Annotated in this window: 17 protein-coding genes; 6 read left to right on the forward strand and 11 right to left on the reverse strand. The window is 34.5% G+C overall.

The window, feature by feature from the left end; genetic code table 11:
* Positions 1-480 precede the first annotated feature (480 nt).
* Positions 481-3,039, forward strand: a complete 2,559-nt coding sequence (gene mutS, locus J3U13_RS04785) for a DNA mismatch repair protein MutS (RefSeq protein WP_267340499.1) — start codon at positions 481-483, stop codon at positions 3,037-3,039.
* 238 nt (positions 3,040-3,277) lie between these two features.
* On the opposite strand, the gene dld is transcribed toward mutS, so the two are convergent.
* From dld to rlmF, 3 genes are all read right to left on the reverse strand, one after another.
* Positions 3,278-4,975 carry a D-lactate dehydrogenase gene (dld, locus tag J3U13_RS04790; RefSeq protein ID WP_267340501.1) on the reverse strand — a complete coding sequence of 566 codons (1,698 nt, stop codon included), beginning with the start codon at positions 4,973-4,975 and terminating at the stop codon, positions 3,278-3,280.
* Positions 4,976-5,135: 160 nt separating this feature from the next.
* Positions 5,136-6,677 carry a hypothetical protein gene (locus J3U13_RS04795; RefSeq protein ID WP_267340502.1) on the reverse strand — a complete coding sequence of 514 codons (1,542 nt, stop codon included), beginning with the start codon at positions 6,675-6,677 and terminating at the stop codon, positions 5,136-5,138.
* Between the two features lie 360 nt (positions 6,678-7,037).
* Entirely contained in the window at positions 7,038-8,003 is a 966-nt protein-coding gene (rlmF, locus tag J3U13_RS04800; protein WP_267340503.1) for a 23S rRNA (adenine(1618)-N(6))-methyltransferase RlmF, read from the reverse strand.
* 668 nt (positions 8,004-8,671) lie between these two features.
* Between rlmF and J3U13_RS04805 the strand changes: the two genes are divergently transcribed.
* The gene (locus tag J3U13_RS04805) at positions 8,672-10,096 is read left to right on the forward strand and encodes a sodium:proton antiporter (protein ID WP_267340504.1); all 1,425 of its coding nucleotides are present in this window, start codon (positions 8,672-8,674) and stop codon (positions 10,094-10,096) included.
* A gap of 619 nt (positions 10,097-10,715) precedes the next feature.
* Here J3U13_RS04805 and J3U13_RS04810 read toward each other — a convergent pair.
* Positions 10,716-12,068: an MFS transporter gene (locus J3U13_RS04810; RefSeq protein WP_267340506.1), complete on the reverse strand. Its 1,353-nt coding sequence runs from the start codon at positions 12,066-12,068 to the stop codon at positions 10,716-10,718.
* Positions 12,069-12,094: 26 nt separating this feature from the next.
* Positions 12,095-13,663 carry a hypothetical protein gene (locus J3U13_RS04815; RefSeq protein ID WP_267340507.1) on the reverse strand — a complete coding sequence of 523 codons (1,569 nt, stop codon included), beginning with the start codon at positions 13,661-13,663 and terminating at the stop codon, positions 12,095-12,097.
* A gap of 277 nt (positions 13,664-13,940) precedes the next feature.
* Here J3U13_RS04815 and J3U13_RS04820 point away from each other — a divergent pair, with 277 nt between their 5' ends.
* The 3 genes from J3U13_RS04820 to J3U13_RS04830 all read left to right on the forward strand — a co-directional run bounded on the left by J3U13_RS04820 (position 13,941) and on the right by J3U13_RS04830 (position 16,671).
* A complete protein-coding gene (locus J3U13_RS04820) occupies positions 13,941-14,765 on the forward strand; it encodes a helix-turn-helix domain-containing protein (protein ID WP_267340508.1) in 825 nt (274 codons plus the stop codon).
* Between the two features lie 197 nt (positions 14,766-14,962).
* Complete coding sequence (gene rhaS, locus J3U13_RS04825; RefSeq protein WP_267340509.1) at positions 14,963-15,787, forward strand: HTH-type transcriptional activator RhaS; 825 nt, start codon at positions 14,963-14,965, stop codon at positions 15,785-15,787.
* A 29-nt stretch (positions 15,788-15,816) separates the two neighbouring features.
* Positions 15,817-16,671: a helix-turn-helix domain-containing protein gene (locus J3U13_RS04830; protein ID WP_267340510.1), complete on the forward strand. Its 855-nt coding sequence runs from the start codon at positions 15,817-15,819 to the stop codon at positions 16,669-16,671.
* A 67-nt stretch (positions 16,672-16,738) separates the two neighbouring features.
* On the opposite strand, the gene rhaM is transcribed toward J3U13_RS04830, so the two are convergent.
* The 6 genes from rhaM to rhaB all read right to left on the reverse strand — a co-directional run bounded on the left by rhaM (position 16,739) and on the right by rhaB (position 22,934).
* Positions 16,739-17,053, reverse strand: a complete 315-nt coding sequence (rhaM, locus tag J3U13_RS04835) for an L-rhamnose mutarotase (protein ID WP_267340511.1) — start codon at positions 17,051-17,053, stop codon at positions 16,739-16,741.
* 87 nt (positions 17,054-17,140) lie between these two features.
* Positions 17,141-18,295 carry a lactaldehyde reductase gene (gene fucO, locus J3U13_RS04840; RefSeq protein ID WP_267340512.1) on the reverse strand — a complete coding sequence of 385 codons (1,155 nt, stop codon included), beginning with the start codon at positions 18,293-18,295 and terminating at the stop codon, positions 17,141-17,143.
* An 18-nt stretch (positions 18,296-18,313) separates the two neighbouring features.
* Positions 18,314-19,348, reverse strand: coding sequence for an L-rhamnose/proton symporter RhaT (rhaT, locus tag J3U13_RS04845; RefSeq protein ID WP_267340513.1), 1,035 nt, complete (start codon positions 19,346-19,348; stop codon positions 18,314-18,316).
* A gap of 54 nt (positions 19,349-19,402) precedes the next feature.
* The gene (rhaD, locus tag J3U13_RS04850) at positions 19,403-20,227 is read right to left on the reverse strand and encodes a rhamnulose-1-phosphate aldolase (RefSeq protein ID WP_267340514.1); all 825 of its coding nucleotides are present in this window, start codon (positions 20,225-20,227) and stop codon (positions 19,403-19,405) included.
* 14 nt (positions 20,228-20,241) lie between these two features.
* Positions 20,242-21,492, reverse strand: coding sequence for an L-rhamnose isomerase (locus J3U13_RS04855; protein WP_267340515.1), 1,251 nt, complete (start codon positions 21,490-21,492; stop codon positions 20,242-20,244).
* 11 nt (positions 21,493-21,503) lie between these two features.
* Positions 21,504-22,934, reverse strand: coding sequence for a rhamnulokinase (gene rhaB, locus J3U13_RS04860; RefSeq protein WP_267340516.1), 1,431 nt, complete (start codon positions 22,932-22,934; stop codon positions 21,504-21,506).
* Positions 22,935-23,139: 205 nt separating this feature from the next.
* On the opposite strand from rhaB, the gene asd reads away from it, so the two are divergent.
* The gene (gene asd, locus J3U13_RS04865; RefSeq protein WP_267340517.1) at positions 23,140-23,988 is read left to right on the forward strand and encodes an archaetidylserine decarboxylase; all 849 of its coding nucleotides are present in this window, start codon (positions 23,140-23,142) and stop codon (positions 23,986-23,988) included.
* Positions 23,989-24,067 lie beyond the last annotated feature (79 nt).

Genomic DNA, 24,067 nt, shown 5'->3' on the forward strand with positions numbered 1-24,067 from the left:
AACGTTTATTGATGTTTATATAACATAACTATTTACATTGACGCCTAATTTTTTACATCAGTAAACAAACCATCGATGTTTCATCGATTATGAAGATTGAAGGATTAAATGAAGATAACTTAGTGTATTTTTCGAGTACACAAATTGTAAATTGACTAAACAATTATTTAACAGCTAAAAATCACAACGATACGCTGACCATTGCCTAACAAGATCAAACCAAGAAAACATTGAATCATTACTGTCTCTACTTTTAATTTCATACAAACCCTTTAAATAATAGGTTATAATAAACGCATATTATCTATGATTTAATATGCATATAAATTATATAAAGTTTTATTGTTTAAATCTTAGTTTATATAACAATTTTAAACATTATTGCAGTTACCTACCATGAAATAGCAAAATCATGGATGTTGTAAAAATTAGATAGTGTAAGACAGTAATCTATTGAATTTTAAAAAAAGAAATACCACCATGAATAGTGAAGATAATTTTGATAACCACACACCAATGATGCGACAGTATCTTAAGTTAAAAGCTGAAAATCCCGACATTCTACTGTTTTATCGTATGGGCGATTTTTATGAGATGTTTTATGATGACGCTAAGCGTGGCTCGCAACTTTTAGATATTTCGTTAACTAAACGTGGTTCTTCTAATGGCGAGCCGATTCCGATGGCCGGCGTACCTTATCATGCTGTTGAAAGCTATTTGGCTAAATTAATTTCTCTTGGTGAATCGGTTGCGATTTGTGAGCAAATCGGGGATCCTGCGACAACTAAAGGTCCGGTGGAGCGAAAAATTGTTCGTATCGTAACACCTGGTACCGTGAGTGATGAATTATTATTAGAAGATCGTAAAGATAATTTATTAGCATCAATATGGCAATCAAAAAACCACTATGGTTATGCCACACTCGATATAAGTTCTGGACGATTTTTTATCTTTGAAACAGATAGTTACGAATCAATTCAAGCTGAATTGCAACGTACAAATCCAGTTGAACTGCTTTATCCTGAAGAGTTTCAATCAATGGCTTTGATCGAACATCGCAACGGTTTAAGACGTCGCCAAATTTGGGATTTTGACCTTGAAACCGCCAAACAACAGCTTAATTTACAATTTGGTACCAATGATTTAGTCGGATTTGGCGTGGAAGATTGCCTTTATGCACTCAGTGCAGCTGGCTGTTTACTGCAATATGTAAAAGATACGCAGCGCACCGCGCTACCTCATATTCGTTCAATCATCAAACAATCAGCTTTCGACTTTGTGGTACTCGACGCAGCAACGCGGCGAAACCTAGAAATCACTGAAAATTTATCGGGTGGCACACAAAATACAGTGGCTGAAATTTTAGATAAAACCCAAACTCCAATGGGTAGTCGCATGTTAAAACGCTGGTTACATGCCCCAATTCGTGACGTAAATTTATTACAACACCGTCAACAAGCAATCAGTGAATTACAAAATCATATTGATGATATTCAGCCATTATTAAAACTCATTGGCGACCTTGAGCGTATTTTAGCACGGCTTGCACTACGAACAGCTCGTCCACGTGATTTTGCCCGTTTGCGTGATGCTTATAACTTACTGCCTCAAATGCAACAGTTATTAAGCCAAATGAATACGCCAGCTTTAATTGCTTTGCGAGCTAAAATCAATCAATTTGATCATATTGCATCTATTTTAACGCGAGCAATTGTCCAGACACCACCTATCATTATTCGTGATGGAGGCGTCATTGCCAGTGGTTACAATGCCGAACTTGACGAGCTACGCAATCTTGCAGATGGTGCAACGAATTATCTGGAACAACTGGAAATTCGCGAACGTGAAACTTTAGGTATAGACACACTAAAAGTCGGATTTAATGCTGTACATGGCTACTATATTCAAATTAGTCGAGGACAAAGCCATTTAGCACCAATTCACTATACCCGACGCCAAACACTCAAAAATGTTGAACGGTACATTATTCCAGAGCTTAAGGAGTATGAGGATAAAGTCCTCACCTCAAAAGGTCGTGCACTAGCACTTGAAAAACAGTTGTATGATCAATTATTTGATTTACTTATGCCACAGCTTGTCGATATGCTACTCAGTGCCGATGCTATCGCTGAACTTGATGTCTTAACGAATTTAGCTGAACGAGCTTTAACACTCAATTATCAATGCCCTACATTTTCTGAAAAAGCAGGTATTGAAATTATTAATGGTCGCCATATTGTTATTGAACAAGTTTTACAAACGCCATTTATTGCTAACTCATTACGGCTTTCACCTGATAAAAGATTGCTCATTATCACCGGTCCTAATATGGGTGGTAAAAGCACGTATATGCGCCAAGCTGCATTAATTGTTTTACTGAGCTACATAGGTAGTTTTGTGCCCGCATCAAAAACCATTATTGGACCGGTTGATCGCATCTTTACCCGAATTGGTGCCTCTGACGATTTAGCGTCGGGGCGTTCAACATTTATGGTCGAAATGACTGAAACCGCTAACATAATGCATAACGCCACTGAACAAAGCCTTGTGCTAATGGACGAGATTGGACGTGGTACATCGACTTATGACGGATTGTCCTTAGCTTGGGCATGTGCTGAAAACTTAGCAAACCAAATCAAGGCGATGACACTCTTTGCTACCCATTACTTTGAGTTAACGCAACTACCTGAACATATGCAAGGCGTTTATAATATTCATTTTGATGCCATTGAACATGACAATACAGTTGCCTTTATCCACGAAGTATCTGAAGGTGCTGCCAGTAAAAGTTTTGGTATTGCGGTAGCCGGATTAGCTGGCGTACCAAAACAAGTATTAAAACGCGCCAAACAAAAGCTAAAAGAGCTCGAAGTCATTTCGAAACAAGCGGCAAAGAGCCATGTTGACCAATCGCAGCTTAGCTTTGTGACGGAAAGTGAACCTTCTGAAATTGAACAAGCGCTTAAACAGATCGATCCTGATGCCTTAACACCAAAACAAGCATTAGAAATGTTGTATCAATTAAAGCAAATGCTGTGAAACCAATACCTCCTAAATTAAAAAGGGCTTTGTGCCCTTTTTTGTTTATCTATCTTTTTCAACTAACTTCCTTAATCATCACAGAATAATCAATAATTATCTTAATGATTAATCAAAATATTAATATTAGTGATCGGCTACACTGCTCGTTAAAACAACTAAAGTTGTTCTGTGAGCGTTAAATTATCTCCATCTAAGCTTCGCCAGCCTATTTCAACTAACAGTTTCCTAAATAAGATTATTTCCAATATTTTTTCTTAGAAGTTTTACCAATACCAGGATTTAGACTATTAGTCGGATCAAGTTCTTGATAGAATTTTTTCAAATCGGCATTAGCGTGATACAGATGCCCAACATTATGTTCTGCTGGGTATTGTGCCCCACGCTGATCAAGTAAAGCCAAAATTTGTTCCTTCACTTCATCACAATCTGTGCCTGTTTTAGCAATATAGTCTTGATGAAAGACATAACAGAAAAAATGCCCATAATACATTTTATAGATAAAGTTTTGATCAATGTCTTTTGGCAAGGTTTCAAACCAATCTGTATCATTACGACGTAGGGCAATATCTAATGCCACAATGTTTTCCACTGTTTTACTATGGATATTTCGATAAGATGTGGCAGCACCTGCTGCAGCAAAACGATGTAACATTGCCGCTTCGGCTTCTTTAGCATTACACAAAAAATAATTTCCGTTTTTATTTTGGAAATAATCTCTTAAAAATGCTTCAGCTTCGGCAATACCATCATCTGCCATTTTTAAAATTAAATGATGTTCATAACGATCACGGTAGTCACGGATGGTTTTCGGTAAGTGATTAGGTAAAAATTTAGAGACAAAAATAGAAAAATGATCAGAAAAGTTTTTTGGAAAAAATGGAATTTTACCTGTAACACGATCAACAAAGTTTTTAAAAGCGAAAAGGCGAGGTATGGTATCGGTTCCTAATTTTTGGATAGCCAAAAAAGTCGGTTTGCCATAAACCGCAGCAATATCAAATGCGACTCGATGCATATATTCGCCTGATACCGGTAATGTTTTAAACTGACTTAAAATATGACGGCGAATATCATTTAACTCGTTTATATCATTGGTACCAATATAAAATACCTCTGATTTTTTCTCTAATGGAAATGTATCAAGACGTACGGCAAAAACCATTAAGCGTCCGGCACTACCCGAAGCTTCATAATGGCGAGCTGGATCGGCATTAAAACGTGCAGGAGTATCGGCATCAACTTCACGAACATGATCACAATAATGATGATCGTGACCTAAACCCGCATCGCGATTAATGTCATTTTCAGTATAGGTATGATTTTCTAGATTCTGTAAAATGGTTTCTGGGTCATCACCCAGTTCAATGCCTAAGTGGTTAACAAGATGTAATTGACCTTGTGCATCTAATTGTGCAAAAACAGCCATTTGTGTATAGGCAGGACCACGTTGAATTAGGGACCCACCAGAATTATTGCATATACCGCCCATAACAGATGCACCGATACATGATGATCCAATAACTGAATGCGGTCCTCGATTATATTTTTTTAACTCTTTTTCCAAACGAAATAATGTACTTCCTGGTAAACATACAACTTGCTCACCATTTTCAATAATTTGAATACCTTCTAAACGACGAGTACTCACGATTACAATGGGTCTATCATAATCATTACCATCTGGGGTCGAACCACCCGTTAAGCCAGTATTTGCTGATTGTGTAATAACAATAACATCAGCGGCAATACAAACTTTTAATATTTGCCATTGCTCTACTAATGTTCCAGGTAATACAACAGCTAATGCATCACCTTCACCAAAACGAATACCTTGACGATAAGGCAAAGTCCGATTAGGATTTGTTAAAGTGTATTTTTTTCCAACAATGGTTTGCAGTTGTTCAATTAACGCTGTTTTTTCATTTCCGTTCATTTTTATCTTACCTACTTATTTTTTATGTGAGTACCGATTATTTTATAATCGCTCAATCAGGTAGAAAAGATACATAATGTGCTATTCAATCAAATCCTTTAAAATAGTTTTATTTAATTGAATAAATGTTAAGATTATTTTTTATAGTTATTTCTTCTTATTAAGGATTAACGCAAACCATTTTATTTGCTGTAGAATCTGAATCGATATCACCGGCATCAGAACCAACCGCATATTGTATGCTGGCATCATCGGATAATGCCCAATAGTAGGATTGCGTTGAAGTATGCCAATCACTTGTTGGATAATAAAGTTGATAAGAAGATCCCCATTCATTAAAAATACCACCAATCCATTTACCACTTTCATCTTTATAGCTAATTTGTCGACGATAATTATTAATATTGTGTCCATTAATTCCGCCATGCCAACCTTTGCCATTAGCATTGGTCAAATCATTTACTTTAGGGAATCGATAACCATTACTCAGATTATCACAAAAGCGTTGTACATCACCCTTAGATGATGCATCATTTGAACTAGCGATATACCATCTATCAATATTAAAACTGTATAATAACTGTTGGTGTTCATTGTCTGCATAGATTTTAAATAGAACTGGGCTAAATGAAGTATCAGTGGAATTTTCATTAGGTCCATTTAAAACCACTTTTAATGCCAGCACCTTTGGTGAATTATCCCAACCTGGTGTTTGTTCGGATTTTAATGAAATGGTGACTTTATTCCCACCGTTAACAGGATAAACAATTTGACCATTTTGGGCATTAGCAGCTATGACTTGTTCAGGTGTAACCCCGCCTAACACCAAATAAAAATGAAGCCCATTTAAACCTGTCGTGGGAAAATTGCGATCAGGGTTACTGGTATCTTGCACTTTAAATCCTCGGCTTCTGATCCAATCAGGACCATCTGAATCAGGATAATGGCGTCCATCATACCAAACATTTGGTTGAATGTAACATACATACGGAGTATCAATTTTACGATTAAGATAATACGTATGCTTAGCACCATTAAAATGCGTCACATTAGGTATACCATATTGAGTAGATAATTGACCACCATTAGAAGTAATCGTTAATTTATAAGGGGAATCGCATGCTGTTAACTGGGCATTAGGATTATTTTTTACTTGCGTAGTAATATCGTTATTATTTGCATCTAACCACTTAACCATCAAATTACCAGTTGCATTTGGTGAAACATCACCATCTTCATCTCCCCAATAATTATCAGAAGATGCAATAAGATTACTCAATGAAATACTTGGATAGCTACTATTATTGACTAACGGTACCAAGGTTTTAATGCTCAAAAAAGTATCATTATTACTCAACAAATCAATGGGTGATTCTTGGCTTGAATTATCTATGATAGCATGAGGATATAAATCACTTTGACTGCCAGAAGCAATAAAGCTTCGACCATCAGATAGCTGTAAACCCAGTAAACCTTCAACACTGACCGCTTTAGTTTTACCACCGTCAAAAGTTAAATAAGGTGCATGACCATAAATAATACTTTCAGTCGATGCGGATAGTGCATTGACTAGATTACTAAACAAAAATAAAAAATAAACAACAATTATTGAAAATAATTTGACAATAAAATGAGAACGACAAAATTGATTAATATGTATTAAAAAAAAAAGATTATATTTACAGAAGACTACTTCAGACATATTGTATCTCCTTTGAAACTGCTTAATTTATTCGTGATAATGACTATCTAAAAACTAAAACTCAATTTCGATACAAAATATAAAACTGAAATAAGTATAAATGACTTTTTATCAAAAAAAAATAGATTAAACAATAAACAAAATAGTTTAATAACAATATTAATTAACTGTATATAATTATTTACATAAAAATTACATGTTTCCGTATGACATTTTATTACATACTAGACTTATAAAAACATCTATTCATAAAAATATTATTACTATTCAAAATAATTTTGACTAAAACAAATAACATAATAAATTGATTTAAATAAATATTTTAAAAATAAGTGTCTAAGAAAATTTTTTATACGAACTCTATTTTTCAAATTTTTTGACAATATTTTGCCTTCTATCTCGATGGAAAAAACTCCATGCAATAAAACGACTCTTTTTTTGCCCTTGTGCCATTGAAATAATTTTCACCTCAGCAGGTTTAACTGTAATTAATTGCTTATTTAGTACCTTCAATGACTCTTTTTTAGAAACCAACGAAGTAAACCATAAGCATTGGTATTTGTATTGTGTACTTTCTTTGATCATATTAGTGATAAAAGCACTTTCACCACCTTTGCACCATAGTTCAGCCTGCTGACCACCAAAATTGAGAACAGGATTAGATTTTGAATATCGTAATTTACCTAAATTTTTGAGTTTAGTTTGATTACTAGCCTTTGCTGCTTGTGCCGAATCATGAAAAGGTGGATTGCACATAGTTAACATATAAAATTCTTTTGGCTTTATAATCTGTTTAAAAATTGCAGAGGTATTACTCTGTAATCGACAATCAATAAAACCATTTAATAATGGATTAGATTGAACAATAAGCTTTGCGACATTAATGGCCATTGGGTTGATATCACTACCCACAAATGACCAATCATATTCAGCTCGACCAATAATCGGATAAATTACATTTGCTCCTACACCGATATCAAGAACACGGATCTGTTTACCTAAAGGAATCTTATCTTCGTTATCATGAGCGAGTAAATCAGCTAGATAATGAAGATAATCTGCTCGCCCTGGAATTGGAGGGCAAAGATAATCATTGGGAATATCCCAGTTGCTGAGTTGATAATAATGTAATAAAAGTGCTTTATTTAGCAATTTAACTGCCATTGGATCAGCAAAATCGATAGATAACTTATTGTATTGATTCGTTTTAACGTACGTTGTGAAATCAGGTAATGTCTGGCATAGAGTCAAAAAATCATATCCATGCCGATGTTTATTACGTTGATGTAAAGCAGTTTTATTAACTGAGTTTGACTGTTCTTGCATGTTTTATCCAACATTAAAAAGACCGCCTATTATAAAGGTTTTACATAGAATAAGGAAAAGTAAAAAACGCTTAACTTAGCTTATTTTAAATAAGCTGTTTACACTTAAGTAGAAATTTCTACGGATAATGACATAAAATAATTCTTCCCCTAAGATTTTGCTGATATCGATTAAAACGTTGATATTATTGTAATACTATTTCGCATGGGTAAAAATTAGTCCAAAATGGTTTAGTAGTATCGATACCATCGCCATTTTATCCACAGAATTTATTTTGTCATCCAATAAATTGGATTAAAATTCTTGATTGCAAAACTGGCTGGTTTGTACTCGTCACTAAATTCATTAGCCACATTTGTATTGATGTGTTTGGTTGCTTTTCCATCAGCGATAGGATCTAATATGACTCACTGTTTATTCACCGCTACGTCTATTTTAGCTATTTGAAGCGCATTATTTTTTACTGTTTTGCTGATACGGTGATTAATGCTTATTGTCCGTAGCTCGTGGAGAACTAAGTGTTAATACACATAAATTTAAAAGGGTAATTTCATTTAGTGTTGATTAAATCTAGTTATTATGACATTAAACATGACTTTAATACATTCCATTAGAAAAAAAGTTCTTATTTGTTATAATTTCAAACTTTTAATTCAAACGGAAATGCCATGAGAATTCCATTAAAATTCTTTCCATCCTCATTTATCTTATTGTTATTTATCCCTTTTGATCTCTATGCTTCCGACTTTAACGGTGATCAGTTGAGCTTGGTTTGGGCTGTACCATTTATTGGAATTTTGCTATCAATTGCATTATGCCCACTATTTTTAGTACGATTGTGGCACTATCATTATGGTAAAATTATTATTTTTTGGACAACACTGTTTATGGTTTCTGCCATTTTTTCATTCGGCATGCAAACCACCATCAATCTAACTTCTCATGCAATATTAGAGGAGTATATCCCTTTTATCGTTTTACTACTTGCCCTGTTTACCGTATCTGGCGGGGTTTTGATTAAAAGTGATGTTATTAGTACCCCAAAATTAAATGTTATATTGTTAGCAATTGGCACTGCTTTAGCATCAATTATGGGTACAACAGGTGCGGCGATGTTAATGATTCGTCCTCTAATTAGGGCTAATCGTCACCGTAATCAATCTGTTCATATTATTATCTTTTTCATCTTTCTAGTTGCCAACATTGGGGGGGGATTAACTCCATTAGGTGATCCGCCATTATTCATTGGTTTTTTAAAAGGAGTTGATTTTTTTTGGACCGTTAAACATATGTTTTGTCCAGTGTTATTGACTACATTTTTATTATTGATAATTTTCTATGTTATCGATAATCATTACTTTCTTATACAATATGGTCAATCGTCAAAAATGAATACTACCAGTACTCAATCCTTCAAACTCTATGGTATAACAAACATTTTTTTATTGTTTGCTATTATTATATGTGTGTTGATATCTGGGATTTGGCAATCTTCAATCACATTCACCATTTTTACTACTTCGATCGCCCTATCCGATTTAGTGCGAGATCTTTTATTGTTAATTATCACTGTTACTTCTGTCCTGATTACACCAAAGCAAATTCGTGCTGATAATGAATTTAATTGGGATCCAATTATTGAAGTTGGAAAATTGTTTATTGGTGTTTTTATTACAATTGTACCGGTGTTAACAATTTTACGATCAGGCAGTAATGGGGCATTAGCGGCGATGGTAACACTCGTTAACAATGACCATCTTGAGCCAATCAATACTCTGTATTTTTGGTTTGCAGGATTGCTTTCAGGCTTTTTAGACAATGCTCCGACTTATCTGGTGTTTTTCAATCTAGCATCAGGAGATGCCATGACGTTAATGACCACAATGGCAAAAACACTATTGGCCATATCAATGGGTTCCGTGTTTATGGGGGCGCTTAGTTACATAGGAAATGCGCCTAACTTTATGGTTAAAAGTATAGCAATACAGCACCAAATTAAAATGCCAAGCTTTTTTGGTTATATGAAATGGTCAATTGCTATATTAATCCCAATTTTTGGGATAAACAATTTCATCTTTTTTGTATTGTTTTAGATAAAATGAATGATGGATAGAAAGTTAAAAATATGCGTTTAGACAATAAAGTATCTAATTCATTTAAACGTAAATAATCCGCTTTTCTATCCTTATTTTATATCCATGATAAGTGTTATCCCTAATAAACGCTGTTCCATTTTTTATAGAGTAATTTGAAAAGTCAGATTACCGATATTTTTGTCAACTCTAAAGTATCACCAATTCGCTTACGCTTTTTTTTATCATATAAATATAAACCAAAACTATAAGAGGATAAGTTGTTAGTGGGTTGATTTTAATATTAAATAAAGAGATCTTGCCTTAATGGAAACTTATTATAAGTTTCAAAGCTCCTTTATTGATTTGTCATCATCGAAATCCATTTCTTGCTAAGATTAATCTAGAGTTGTACTGAGAAAATCCGTCTAATAGTGATCGTCTAATTCACACTTACCGTATAATACAATTATGATACGACCATTAACATATCATTTTTTACATCGATTTTTTTTTACTCACGTTTTAATAAATACCAATTGCTACTAGTGTTGGGACCAAATATCAATAACAAACTGCAACTATAATTTTAACTTCATAACCCTTTCTTTTATAAGGAAAGGCATACTCTGAACTACGGTTATTTATCTTTATTAGTATCTAAGCGTTTGGCATCAAGTTCTTTACAAATAAACTCATAAATGTCATCAAGTTTATAAAACTTACTGATCCAAAACATGGAAGCGATAATTAAAATACCTGGTAGATAAAGATAGCAAAGCTTGATGACAAAAAGTGCACTTGGTATTTGCACAGCATTAGCAATATAACCACCAGAAGTGAGCAAAACACCAGTAATTGCACCAGCACCCGCCATAGCCACCTTACCTAAAAAACCATTAATAGAGGTTAAGATACCTGCAGTATTAATACCTGTTTTCCAAACTCCATAATCAACGGGATCAGCTTGCATTGAAAAATAGATCGCTAAGCGTTGTCCGGCTCCAATTGATAAAATCACGGCACCTATAATCAAACCAAGATGATTAACACCAGATAGCATCATAATCCCCATTCCAATCAAATTGATAGTACTAGCAAATAAGTAAATATGGCGTTTTTTAAGACGATTGGCTAACAAAGGAACAGTCAGTGTTCCAAGTAATGGTACAAAGGTTGATATACCTGCAATAATTGCTGTTAATTCTGTGCTTTGTACATAATAATTAAAAAAATAGACCAATGCTCCTGTTTGTAAAAAGAACGCTCCCCACATTAGAAAAATATTGAAAGCAAAAACTTTCCAAGGTGTATTATCTTTTAGACCTAGCCATGCACGGGCAAGAGTCATTTTATCTTGAATTATAGTGATTTTTTCTTCAACATTTTTAAAGCTGACGATTAAAAAGAAGGTTGCAATGCATCCAAAAATAACTGCGGTATATAAAAAACCATGAATTTGATTGCCATTACCTAATGTTGCAACTAAAGGTAATGTTGCCACTGCAACAATGGTTGATCCTAATGATCCTAATAAAATTCGTACGGAGGATAATGTCGTACGTTCTAAAGAATCCGCAGTTAAAAACGGTAACATTGCACTAAAGGGAATATTAACAATGGTGTAGACAAATGACAGACACAAGTAGGTCACAAATGCATAGATAAGTTTACCTGTTGTACCAAAATCTGGCACATAAAATACCAATACACATAATATACCAAAAGGTATTGCACCAATTAATAACCATGGACGACACCGACCCCAACGAGTCGATGTATTATCAATGATAAGTCCCATTAATACGTCAGCAACACCATCAATTAATCGTGTAACTAAAAACATAATACCCACATAGTAAGCTGGTAGCTCCATTACATCAGTATAAAAATACATAAGATATAATGAAATTAACTGCCATACTAAGTTACAAGACAAATCAGCAATTCCATAACCAATTCGTTGTTGCCAAAGTTTAAATATTGAATGCATAATTTTAAATCCTTTAATTAAATTGATTAAAGAGAGTATTGACGAATAAACCAAGCAGGCGTACAGCTCCATGCATGACAATAACTGTTAATGATTCTGCTTCCGTAAGGTGAATAGTTGGGATCGTTAGGATCAAACAGTTCCCAAAACGTATCAGCGCCATATGCAACCATTTTTCCCCAATAGGCTTTAATTTCGTCTATCGCCTCTTTGGTCATACCAACTTTTAATAAAGCTAAAATATAGTGGTGGCGTAAGTAAGGTGTATTCATACCGATATCAGGAGGGGTTAATTGCAAACTATTCATCAATTTTCGCTGATGTTTGAGATCCCCTACATCAGCAAGAATCATCCAAATTTGCGTTGCATAGCTGATTTGACGTTGTACACCACTTATGTAAAATCCGGATTTTTCATCCCATAATTTGTCAGCCGCGTGTTTTACAAAATCCAAATTTTGTTGTAAATTTGCGGATATCTCTGGTTGAAAGGTTTGAGAAAGCTGTATCGCTTTGTCTAAACAATAGATTAAAACACCTTGTGAAGCACCTTGTTTATTTAGTTTTTCATGCCAATCAATAAATGACCACCAGTCATCACTATCGACCACAAGTCCATATTGATCACAACGTTTAAGCGCGATATTAATCTGTTGTAAAGCTACTGGCCACAATTCTTTAACAGTGGTGTGATCTTGAGTTGCTATGAAATAGTCATATAAGACATCAATATAAAACAACGAATAATCAAATAAGAAAGTATCATCAGCAATAATTTGTGGTTTTACAAAAATATTAGCCGAAACCATACCATCCTCTCGTCTATGACTTGCAAACAGATATAAGCAACGGCGGACAAGTTCATGTTGTTTAAAAGTAACATTGTTGACTAAAGCTTGAAGTCGTAGATCTCCTAACCATAATCGTCGATCTCGTTTAGGTCCATCTTCAAACACCTCTTGCATACAGTTTCGCAGTGTATGGACGGACACTTGATCAATTTTAGCTAATTGAAGATCTTGTGTTTGGCACTCAATACAGTGCTCAGGCGCTGAACTTACTGTTTTAAACTCAATGTCTTTAAACGCTAAATTGTATTTAGGTGATAATGAAACAATATCAATTTTCAAATATCGAAAACAGTAACGTCTTCCTAAGGTTATTTGGGCTGGTAGTACATCAATGTACTCGTCATGTTCTTGTAACCAACTTTTACTCAACCATCCTTGATATTGACTGAATGGCTCGGCAAGCTCACATAAAGTTTCAGCAAACGAAAACTTGATATGTGCAGGTGCATCGGGAGGACTTCCTACCGCATCACACAAAAAAGATAAATACCCAACTCCATGTTGACCAAAATCAATAATAAAACTTTCACCAGTTTGAAAACTTTGATTGAAATAAATAGTGGCAGGACTAATTACCTTAGACGACCATCCATGAATTGCTTGTGAGTCATTAACTAATGTAATGATATTTTGCGCTTTAATAATTGTTTGATGGATTGTTGGTATTAAATTTTCGGCTTTAGCAATGAACTTTATGTCCCGAATCATAACAATATCATCATTTTTTTGTATCGCTTGTGCCATAGTATTCTCCTTAAAAATCTCTATTTAGGAGTATAGCTATGAGTTACTTAAGACAGCTACTTTGATATTGCCACATTAGCGGTATAAATGGCATTAGTAAAAAGATCATTAAGAGTCAGTTCACATTTTTAGAATTATTACTTTTAAACAGAATGTTAATTACATTATTGTGTGAGGAGTGAAAGTGACGTAAACAATCATTGATGCTACACATTTTTTAATTCAGCATTTTCACTAACCATAATTAGAATTATTGAAAAGAAGTTAGGTAAGCATTATGAATCATTTAAAAATCATTACTTATTTTAATTCTGAATTAGATAAATTAGCGCTGTATAAAAGTGACCCAGAAGATAACAGTTATGAACATAACCATGAATTTGATGAGTTAGTCACTGTTGAACAAGGACATGGACTGCATATTATTAATGGTAAACCTTTATTTATACAACAAGGTGATGTGTTTTTAGTTCGTCACCATGATTATCATTTTTATGACGAACTGGGTACTTTAAAACTAACAAATATCTTGATCAATCCTCGTCGCAACTTTATGTATTTAAATAAGATAGAAATGTTATTGAATCGAATTTCCGTGAATGATTTAAGTTCGTCTATTTGGCTAACACCGAGCATACGGAAAGAGTGTAATACCGTTATTGATCAGATGTTTAATTTGCAAAATTCATTAGAGTATCGTGAATTTTTATTTTTTAAATTAATTACTATTATTGATCAATCACAACGGCAAACACAAAAAAACAATACACGTTATAAACTTCACTTATTGCTTAATCATTTACAAGATAACTGTTTTGATGAATATGATTGGCATAGTATTGCTCAACGTTTTCATTTAACTCTTAGAACAATGTTCAGGCATATTAAACAAGCCACAGGCCTAACACCAGAAAACTACATCAAACGATTGAGATTGTTATCAGCACGAGCAAAAATTCGTGAAAGTGATATGACAATTACTGAAATATCTTTACTTTGCGGTTTTATCAATAGTACTCATTTTACAACGTTATATAAAAAAACATTTGGTATAACGCCAAGTGAAGAAAGGAAAAACGATAAACAGAATTTAATAAATTAATCTTACAAAGAATCGTTCTGCTTTAAAATTGAACTGGTTGTCAAAAGTGTGAGTCTTCGCACAAATTTGATAAAAAGTCTAAAATTACTATAAATAACAGCCAAAAAAAGATTTTTCATGTCCATATATTAAAGGTCCGGTATGATTTTCCTTTTAAAATATGGGTATAACAATTAGTAAAGCTATGGGGACTATCCATGATTAAAAAACTGCTTGATAAAGATTTTTTTGTTTCAAGTGACCAAAACATTGCTCTTGAACCTCGGGCACCACAAACCGTATATCCTGAACATACTCATAATTTTAATGAAATTGTCATTGTCACAAAGGGATCAGGTAAGCATATTTTAAATGGTCAACTTTTTGACCTTTATCCAGGTATGATGTTTTATATTCATGCAAGTGATTGCCATTTATACGAAAATGTTAATAATTTACACTTAACAAATATCTTATTTAGAGATCAAGATAAATTCAATTTTATCAATGGTATTAACGAATTGATACCCAGACAAAAAACGAACCAATCGCACTATTTTGTAGATAAAAAATGTAACCAATATGTGCAAGCTATTTTAAATCAACTCAATCAAATGAATAAACAGCCAAATGCCTTTCAGGAAAGTCTTTTTTTACAATTACTTTTATTATTTAAACAAAATCATCATGTTAATCAAGGAGAAGGATCAACAGATTCTCGAGTTAAACAATTGTTGCACTGGTTACAAATTCATTTTAATGAACCAATTGATTGGGATATGATCACACAACAATTTTCACTGTCACTTCGCTCTTTTCATCGACACATAAAAAACCATTTAGGTATTACTCCCCAAAAATATTTAATAAAATTACGCTTAGCTGAGGCCTACACTCAATTAATATATACAAGAAAGACAATTACAGAAATTGCTCAAGAATGTGGATTTAATGATAGTGCCTACTTTTCAACCTGTTTTAAACAAGAGTTTGAAATTGGTCCACAAATATTACGTAATGATCCAGAAAGACGTTATCATTAATCGTGAAACAAAGTCGTCAAGAACAAGTTATGAATAAATATTTACGTTTATATAAACAGGACTATTTTATTTCAAAGATAAATACGGTTACTGTCGAAAAAAGAGAACATCAGCAATCCTTTCCTTTGCATAATCATGACTTCTATGAAATTGTTATTGTCTGTTCAGGAAATGGATTGCATCATTGGAATGATTATATTTATCCCATTACCAGTGGCGATATTTTATATATCAATCCAAAGGACATTCACGGTTATGAATCCGTAAATAATCTTAAACTGTTTAATGTATTATATTTGCGAGAAACGCTTTTTTTGTCAGCTATAATTGAAAAATATCTACCTCAACATAACGCTAAACACACAGAACGCGTTTGGCGAATTAATCCTTCATTTATTAAACAGTTATCATCATTGGTTGATCAGTTAACCATAGAATCAAAAAAAAATAATTTACCCTCAGTGCATTTGTCTGAAACGTTGTTTTTACAGTTATTAATTTTATTAGATAGAATCAAGCAAGATCCTAATGAACAATCTACTACAGAGACTCATCAGTTAGATCTACTTTTTACAATGTTGCATAATAGTATTGGCAGTTCATTTAACTTGGAAATGTTTTGCAAACAAAATCATATTGCAGAACGTTCAATTAGCCGTCTATTTAAAAGCCAAACGGGCATGACCATTAATGAGTATTTGCAAAAGCGTCGTCTATGTAACGCTATGTCATTACTGCGCAATACGCAATACTCGATCAGTATGATTTCATCGGAATGTGGCTATGATGATAGTAACTATTTTTCTGTGGTTTTTAAAAAAGAGACTCAACAAACGCCATCCCAATATCGATCAAAATTTAAAAATAAACACAATAAAAAGTAACACTCCTTGAGTTAAATTAGATTGTTAAAGTTTACTCTCTTTTAAAACACCAAAAGAGAGCAACCATTTAATTAAGATAAAATACAGGCAATAACTCTTCACTGATTGGGCTATTATCAGTATTACTTGGCATAATATCACGCATAAATGTCCACCACTTTTGGCACGCAGTGGTACTACCAATAGCATTCCAACGTTCTTCTGATTCAATTTCAACGTAAGCAAATAATAGATTGCGCTTTGCATCGAGAAAAATCGAATAATTATGTGCACCATGTGCTTTTAATTCTTTCACTAATTCTGGAAAAATTTCATCGTGCCGTCTTTTATATTCCGCATGTTTATCAGGATTAACCTGCATGATTGAAGCTTTTCTTAACATAACCATTCCTCTTTATTAATCATCAAATATGAAATAAGTCAATATGATATTTACTAACCTATTTCATAATTTTATGTAAGCAACTTATCATTGATAAATAGTATGATAAAGTTGTTCAATTTCGTGAACATTTGTTTTACGTGGATTACCATCTGTGCAAACATCATTAAAAGCAGCCTTCGCAAGCAATGGAATATCTTCAATTTTTACACCAATGGCTTTCAAATTAGCTGGAATACCTACATCCTGATTAAGTTGTTTGACTGCATCAACAGCAGCTTGCCTGGCCTGTTCAATACTCATACTTTCAGTATTAACAATTCCCATTGCCTTAGCAATATCACGGAATTTATCAGCAGTAAAATCAGCATTGTAAGCCATGATATGGGGGAGCAAAACCGCGTTTGCCACACCATGCGGTGTATTATAAAATGCACCAAGCGGATGAGCCATACCATGCACAAGCCCTAAACCAACATTTGAAAAGCCCATTCCTGCAATATATTGCCCAAGTGCCATATCTTCACCACCTTTTTTATTACCCTTGACAGAATCGCGAAGTGAACGTGAAATAATTTCAATCGCTTTTAGATGGAACATATCAGAAAGTTCCCATGCACCTTTAGTAATATACCCTTCAATAGCATGAGTTAACGCATCAACACCTGTTGCAGCTTTTAAACTTGCAGGCATACTAGCCATCATTTCGGAATCAATAATAGCAACAATCGGAATATCATGCGGATCAACACAAACAAACTTGCGTTTTTTCTCTTCATCTGTGATAACGTAATTGATCGTTACTTCCGCAGCGGTACCTGCCGTTGTTGGAATGGCTATGGTAGGAACCGCAGGTTTTTTAGTTGATGCAACGCCTTCTAAACTGCGCACATCAGCATAATCAGGATTATTAATAATGATTCCAATTGCTTTGGCCGTATCTTGCGGAGATCCACCACCGATCGCTATTAAATAATCAGCACCTGACTGTTTAAAAATGTCTACCCCTTTTTTAACGATTCCAATTGTTGGGTTAGGCATAACTTGATCAAAGATTTGATAAGCAAAACCATTGTCATCTAATAATTTTGTTACTTTTGTTGCTACTTTGAATTTAATTAGATCTTTGTCAGTAACCACCAATGCTTTTTTAAAACCCCGTTTTTTAATCTCATCAACGATATGTTGGATTGAACCTGCACCAAAATAAGAGGTTTCATTTAAAATCATTCTATAAGCCATAATCTGTTTTCCTTTCAATTAATTTGCCATGCCTAAGCCAACGATATTGGCAGCAAAAATAATAACTAAGCAACCTATACATAATACTTTTACTGGTTTCTTTCCTGTGCCAAACCACTCTTTTAAAACTAAACCAACAATACCACCACAAAGCACATAAAAGCTCATATGTAACATCCAACTCATAAAGCCATATTCTGCTGGAATATTGGCATGGCCCCATGCATAAAAGAAGAATTGAAAATACCACATTGCACCGCCCAAAATGGCAAACAATGCATTGCTAATGAGTAACGATTTAGCAACCGAGAAATCTTGTTTGAATGACAACTCTTTTTTAAAACAGAGGCGGGAAATACAAAAACCGAGATTAACTATCGCGCCACCACCCATGATGACTACATAACTAGGTAACGCAACATACAGATGGGAAACACCTAATTGAGCGGCCTTAGTATGCATAGGTACCGCGGCGCTCATAGCAAAAGACATACCGGCAGAAAAAATCCCACACATTACCGCTAATAATAAGCCTTTGCGTAGATTAAAATCCGCTACCTGTACACCTAATGTTTTTTCTTTTAAAAGTCCCGCATAAGTAACAATGGCTACCCCAATAACAGCGACAACTACGCCTAGCAGTGTCATTTTGCCGCCGGTTGAAGCGATAAGTTCACCAAATTTACCTTGTAATATCGGCGTCATTAAAGTGCCAACAATTAACGTAATACCAATTGCGATACCAATTCCCATCGACATACCTAAATAACGCATGGTAAGACCATAACCGACATTGCCTACTCCCCACATGGCTCCGAATAAAAAAACAGGTATCAGTATCTGTGGACTGAATGAACCGTAATAAGCCCAAAAATCGGGTAATAAAAAGTAACTAATAGACCATGGTAAAATAATCCAAGAAAACAGACCAGCTATTGACCACATTATCTCCCATGACCAGTTTTTCACTTTTTTTAAAGGCGCATAAAAACTAGCGGCAGAAGCGGCACCAACAAAATGCCAAATAATGCCTAGAAAAATTGAACTACCCATATTTGTTTCCTTATAGCTAAACAATATTACTTAGTATATTTTTGCTAAGCTTATTTATTGTTTTAATGCGTCCTCTAAAGGAGTAACATCAAACCGTTGAGCAAGAAGCCTAAATTGCTCTAAAGTAATGGTTTGTCGTTTGCCTCCCATGGATAATACTTTTACTAATACTTCCGCGGATTTTTCAGCAGTATCAATTAATCCAAAAGCCTCATCCAAATTTGATCCTGTACCGAAAACACCATGAAACGCCCAAAGAACTAATGTGTGTTTTGCCATTTCTTTTGCCGTTGCATAACCAATTTCATCTTTACCTGGTACCATCCAAGGCACTACTCCAACACCATTTGGAAAAACAACCAGGCATTCGGTACTCATTTCCCATAACAAGCGAGTAATGACCGCAGTATCTAGTTCAATCACATATGTTAATGCAATTAAATTGGTAGCATGACAGTGCATAATGACTCGATCTTTACCATGACTTTTCTCAATACGAACAATATGTGATTGCAAATGCGCTGCTAATTCTGAAGTAGGCAATCCCCCATTAATTAATCCCCACATGATGTAATAACCTTCACCCTGCTCATCAATTTTTACAACGGCTAAAGTATCAGCAGGATCTAAAATCACATTACGAAAGAATTTACCCGAACCTGTAACAATAAAGTATTGATTCGCCAATTTGCTTACATCTTGAGTAAGCATAAGATGACGTGGGTTTTGATAAAAATCGTTTTTAAACGATAAGATGTCGCTTTCCAATAATCTCAGACTTACATTACCTCCATTACGTTCATCCCAACCTTTTAACCACATGTCGTACGTTGCTTTGATCATGCCTTGCACAAACCAAGAAGATAGAATCTGTTGCATTGTTTTCACCTTTTTTATCGTTGGCTTAATACTTGTTGCTCATATTGACGAACTTCGTCTAACCATGCCTGGCCTACTGGGACATCATTAAGCTGACAATACCTGTCCCAAACTGCTTGCCAAGGCAGTGATTTTTGTTCTTCTAATAATGCTAATCGGGAGGTAAAATCTCGGTCATGTTCGTACTGTTTGAGTTTATCCGTTGGTTCTAATAGTGCTTTCATTAAGCATTTTTTCATATTACGAGTACCAATTACCCAAGCAGCAATACGGTTGATTGATGCATCAAAAAAGTCTAAACCGATATGTACACGATCGAATAATTTATTACGAATGACCTCACTGGCTATGTTTTGAGTTTCATCATCAAATAATACGACGTGATCGCTATCCCAACGTACTGGACGGCTTACGTGTAATAATAAGTGTTCAATAAATGGCATAACGGCAGAAATCTTATCTGAAATCACTTCTGTCGGATGGAAATGACCAGCATCTAAACATAATGCTGTTTTACGAGATGTGGCATAAGCCAAATAAAATTCGTTAGAGCCAGCAGTATAGGATTCTAAACCAATACCAAATAGCTTACTTTCAACGGCATCAATGTGATATTTGGAATCAATCTTTTCGCTGATCATTTCATCAATAGCTTCAACTAAACGCTGTCTTGGTCCAAATTTGTCAACCGTGATATCTTTCATGCCATCTGGTAACCAAATGTTCATAATTGACGGTGTACCTAACTCTTTACCGAAGTACTCAGATACTTTACGACATGCTTTGCCATGATCAATCCAGAATTGACGGATTTGATCGTTAGTGTGGGTTAAAGTCCCATCATTACTCAGTGGATGTGAAAAGTAAGTAGGATTGAAGTCTAAACCAATATGCTGTTTTTTTGCCCAACAAACCCAGTTAGCAAAATGTTCGGATTTAATTTCATTACGATCGACTTTGTGATCAACTTCAAGATAGCAAGCATGCAAGTTAAGGCGTTTTGGTCCAGGAATTAAACTGAAGGCTTTATCTAAATCTAAGCGCAGTTCGTCAGCGTTACGCGCTTTGCCAGGATAATTTCCTGTTGCTTGAATACCACCTGTTAACTCGCCTTCAAGTTTTTCAAAACCAACCACATCATCACCTTGCCAACAATGTACCGAAATTGGTAAGCGGGCCATAGTAGAAATTGCGGCATCAGTATCTACACCTATTTCTGCATATCTTGATTTGGCAATTTGGTATGCCTTTTCAACGACATTCATGGAAGACTCCTTTATGAAATATATAAATTTTTTAAATAATTATTGGTTGGAGAGTAATATTTGGTGTCAAAATTTTGTGCAATAATATGGCGCAAAGTATTGACATTTTTAATGTCACCTAACGCAATCAATTGATAACCCACATTCCCAAGTGATGAAGATTCAATGGGGCCAGCAGTAACATTGATTTGACAAACATCAGCACATAACTGATTTAAAAAAGCGTTTTGACAGCCACCACCAACAATATGTAGAGTTTCGATTTTTCTATTAGTGATCGTTACTAATTCTTTGATGATATCGCGATATAAATGAGCCAAACTGTCAAAAATACATCGCAACAGCTGCGATAGACGTTCAGGTGCATGACCGTGGTTTTCCAAACAAATTTGTTTTATGGTTTCTGTCATCGATTGAGGATTTAACAATCGACAATCATTTGGATTGATAAGATAGGTAAATGCGGATTCTTGTTCAGCTAATTGAATTAATGAGGTAATATCCTTAACTTCATGTTCAACGCAGACTCGTTGGAATAACCATAGTCCCATTATGTTTTTTAATACTCGAAAATGTCCATCAACGCCCCCTTCGTTAGTAATATTTGCGTTTAATGCCGGTTGTCCAGTAACAGGCTGTTTTGATTCAATCCCCATTAATGACCAAGTTCCAGAACATAAGTAAGCACTATGTTGATCATTGATTGGTGCAGCAATAACTGCACTAGCCGTATCATGGCTGGCAATAGCGATAACCGGAATTCGATCGCCTTCGGGTGTTTTCCACATTCCAACTTGATTACCTGGTTGAGAAATAGTACCAAACCATTTACGTGGTATACCTAAATAGTTAAGCAAGTCATCATCCCAGTTTTTCGTAACAACATTAACTAATTGAGTGGTCGTTGCGTTAGTGTATTCGCGATTAAGTTGTCCAGTGAGTCGATAGATAAAATAATCAGGGATCATTACTAAATCGGTTACTTGTGATAGCCAAGTAGGAGGATTGATCATCATTGCTTTGAGTTGGTAAAGGGTATTAAAAGTGAGAAATTGGATGCCCGTTTTTTGATAAATCCTTTCTGTGCTAAGTTCAGATTGCACCAGTGACATGACATTATCAGTACGATGATCACGATAAGAATAAGTGGATCCAACTACTTGTCCATTCTTATCAAGCAATACATAATCAACGCCCCAACTATCAATACCGATACTATCGATTTTGATATTTTGCTGAATAATTTTATTTAGTCCAATTAAGATCTGTTGTTCCAGATAAACTAAATCCCAACAATAATCATTATCTATTGCTTTGAATCCATTGTTAAACCGGTGAATTTCTTTAAGCGTTATTTTTTGAATTTGCTGTTGATAACATGACAGCATGACCCGACCACTCGATGCCCCTAAGTCAATTGCTACAATATATCTATCTTCCATTAACACTGCCCTTAATTTTATTAATGGTGATAGTTTATATAGCGTTAAATTCAAAGACTTTTAATCGATTGCCATTGTTTAATAAATGTTGGCAATATTTTCAAACTCAGTGTGATCTATCACACAAATTACCAAATTTATCGGTTTTATACATTCCCATAAATTATTGGTATAATAATTTTTTTACAAAATTTGAGAGTAATCCATGGTAAATCAGTTAAAAGCCCTTATTCAGTATCTTCTTCCTAAACAGTTATTAACTTCGTTATTTGGTTGGCTTGCTAAAAAGCAGCTAGGTAACATTACTACTTGGATAATTCAGGGCTTTATCAAATTGTATAAAATAGACTTAAGTGAAGCTAAATTGGTAAATGTTCGAGACTATAAAACCTTTAATGATTTTTTTGCACGTAAACTGAAAGAAGATGCTCGCCCAATTGATACCGCGATTAATTCTATTATTATGCCCGCTGATGGAGTTATAAGCCAATTTGGAACGATTCAAGATAACTTCTTACTACAAGCAAAAGGGCATTATTATTCCTTAGAAGCACTAGTTGCTTGTCATTCTGATATGATTAAATTTTTTAAACATGGTTCTTATGCAACCACGTACCTCTCCCCAAAAAATTATCATCGCTTTCATATGCCTTGTGATGGCGTTTTACGTGAAATGATTTATGTACCCGGTTCGCTTTATTCTGTGAGTAAAGCAACCACTGAATGTATACCAAATATTTTTGCTCGGAATGAACGCGTAATTTGTTTATTTGAAACTGAGTTTGGTCCAATGGCACAAATACTAGTCGGGGCAACTATCGTTGGTAGTATTGAAGTAGAGTGGGAAGGTTGTATTACTCCGCCACGCGAAGGCATAATGAAACGTTGGATCTATTCAGGCGAAGTAAAATTAATTAAAGGACAAGATATGGGATGTTTTAAACTTGGTTCAACCGTTATCACCTTGTTTGCATCCAATACAATTGAATTTGATAGCCACTTGAAAGTTGGCGATACAACACGTGTTGGTCAAAAATTAGCTGAAAGGATATAGCTTTATGTGGATACGTAGTATTTTATGTTGTGCTTTATTGCTGTTTTCATCAATAACATTGGCTGAACAAACAGTCATT

It is taken from the genome of Gilliamella sp. B2887, from assembly GCF_026537015.1.
Taxonomy (GTDB): Bacteria; Pseudomonadota; Gammaproteobacteria; order Enterobacterales; family Orbaceae; genus Gilliamella.

Coding starts and splice junctions, on each gene's coding strand:
- rhaT (WP_267340513.1), bottom strand. CDS start 19,348: ATGGGTAGTTCAATTTTTCTAGGCATTATTTGGCATTTTGTTGGTGCC.
- mutS (WP_267340499.1), top strand. CDS start 481: ATGAATAGTGAAGATAATTTTGATAACCACACACCAATGATGCGACAG.
- rhaM (WP_267340511.1), bottom strand. CDS start 17,053: ATGTTAAGAAAAGCTTCAATCATGCAGGTTAATCCTGATAAACATGCG.
- rhaD (WP_267340514.1), bottom strand. CDS start 20,227: ATGCAACAGATTCTATCTTCTTGGTTTGTGCAAGGCATGATCAAAGCA.
- J3U13_RS04815 (WP_267340507.1), bottom strand. CDS start 13,663: ATGGCACAAGCGATACAAAAAAATGATGATATTGTTATGATTCGGGAC.
- fucO (WP_267340512.1), bottom strand. CDS start 18,295: ATGGCTTATAGAATGATTTTAAATGAAACCTCTTATTTTGGTGCAGGT.
- rhaB (WP_267340516.1), bottom strand. CDS start 22,934: ATGGAAGATAGATATATTGTAGCAATTGACTTAGGGGCATCGAGTGGT.
- dld (WP_267340501.1), bottom strand. CDS start 4,975: ATGAACGGAAATGAAAAAACAGCGTTAATTGAACAACTGCAAACCATT.
- asd (WP_267340517.1), top strand. CDS start 23,140: ATGGTAAATCAGTTAAAAGCCCTTATTCAGTATCTTCTTCCTAAACAG.
- J3U13_RS04830 (WP_267340510.1), top strand. CDS start 15,817: ATGAATAAATATTTACGTTTATATAAACAGGACTATTTTATTTCAAAG.
- J3U13_RS04820 (WP_267340508.1), top strand. CDS start 13,941: ATGAATCATTTAAAAATCATTACTTATTTTAATTCTGAATTAGATAAA.
- rhaS (WP_267340509.1), top strand. CDS start 14,963: ATGATTAAAAAACTGCTTGATAAAGATTTTTTTGTTTCAAGTGACCAA.
- rlmF (WP_267340503.1), bottom strand. CDS start 8,003: ATGCAAGAACAGTCAAACTCAGTTAATAAAACTGCTTTACATCAACGT.
- J3U13_RS04805 (WP_267340504.1), top strand. CDS start 8,672: ATGAGAATTCCATTAAAATTCTTTCCATCCTCATTTATCTTATTGTTA.
- J3U13_RS04795 (WP_267340502.1), bottom strand. CDS start 6,677: ATGTCTGAAGTAGTCTTCTGTAAATATAATCTTTTTTTTTTAATACAT.
- J3U13_RS04810 (WP_267340506.1), bottom strand. CDS start 12,068: ATGCATTCAATATTTAAACTTTGGCAACAACGAATTGGTTATGGAATT.
- J3U13_RS04855 (WP_267340515.1), bottom strand. CDS start 21,492: ATGAATGTCGTTGAAAAGGCATACCAAATTGCCAAATCAAGATATGCA.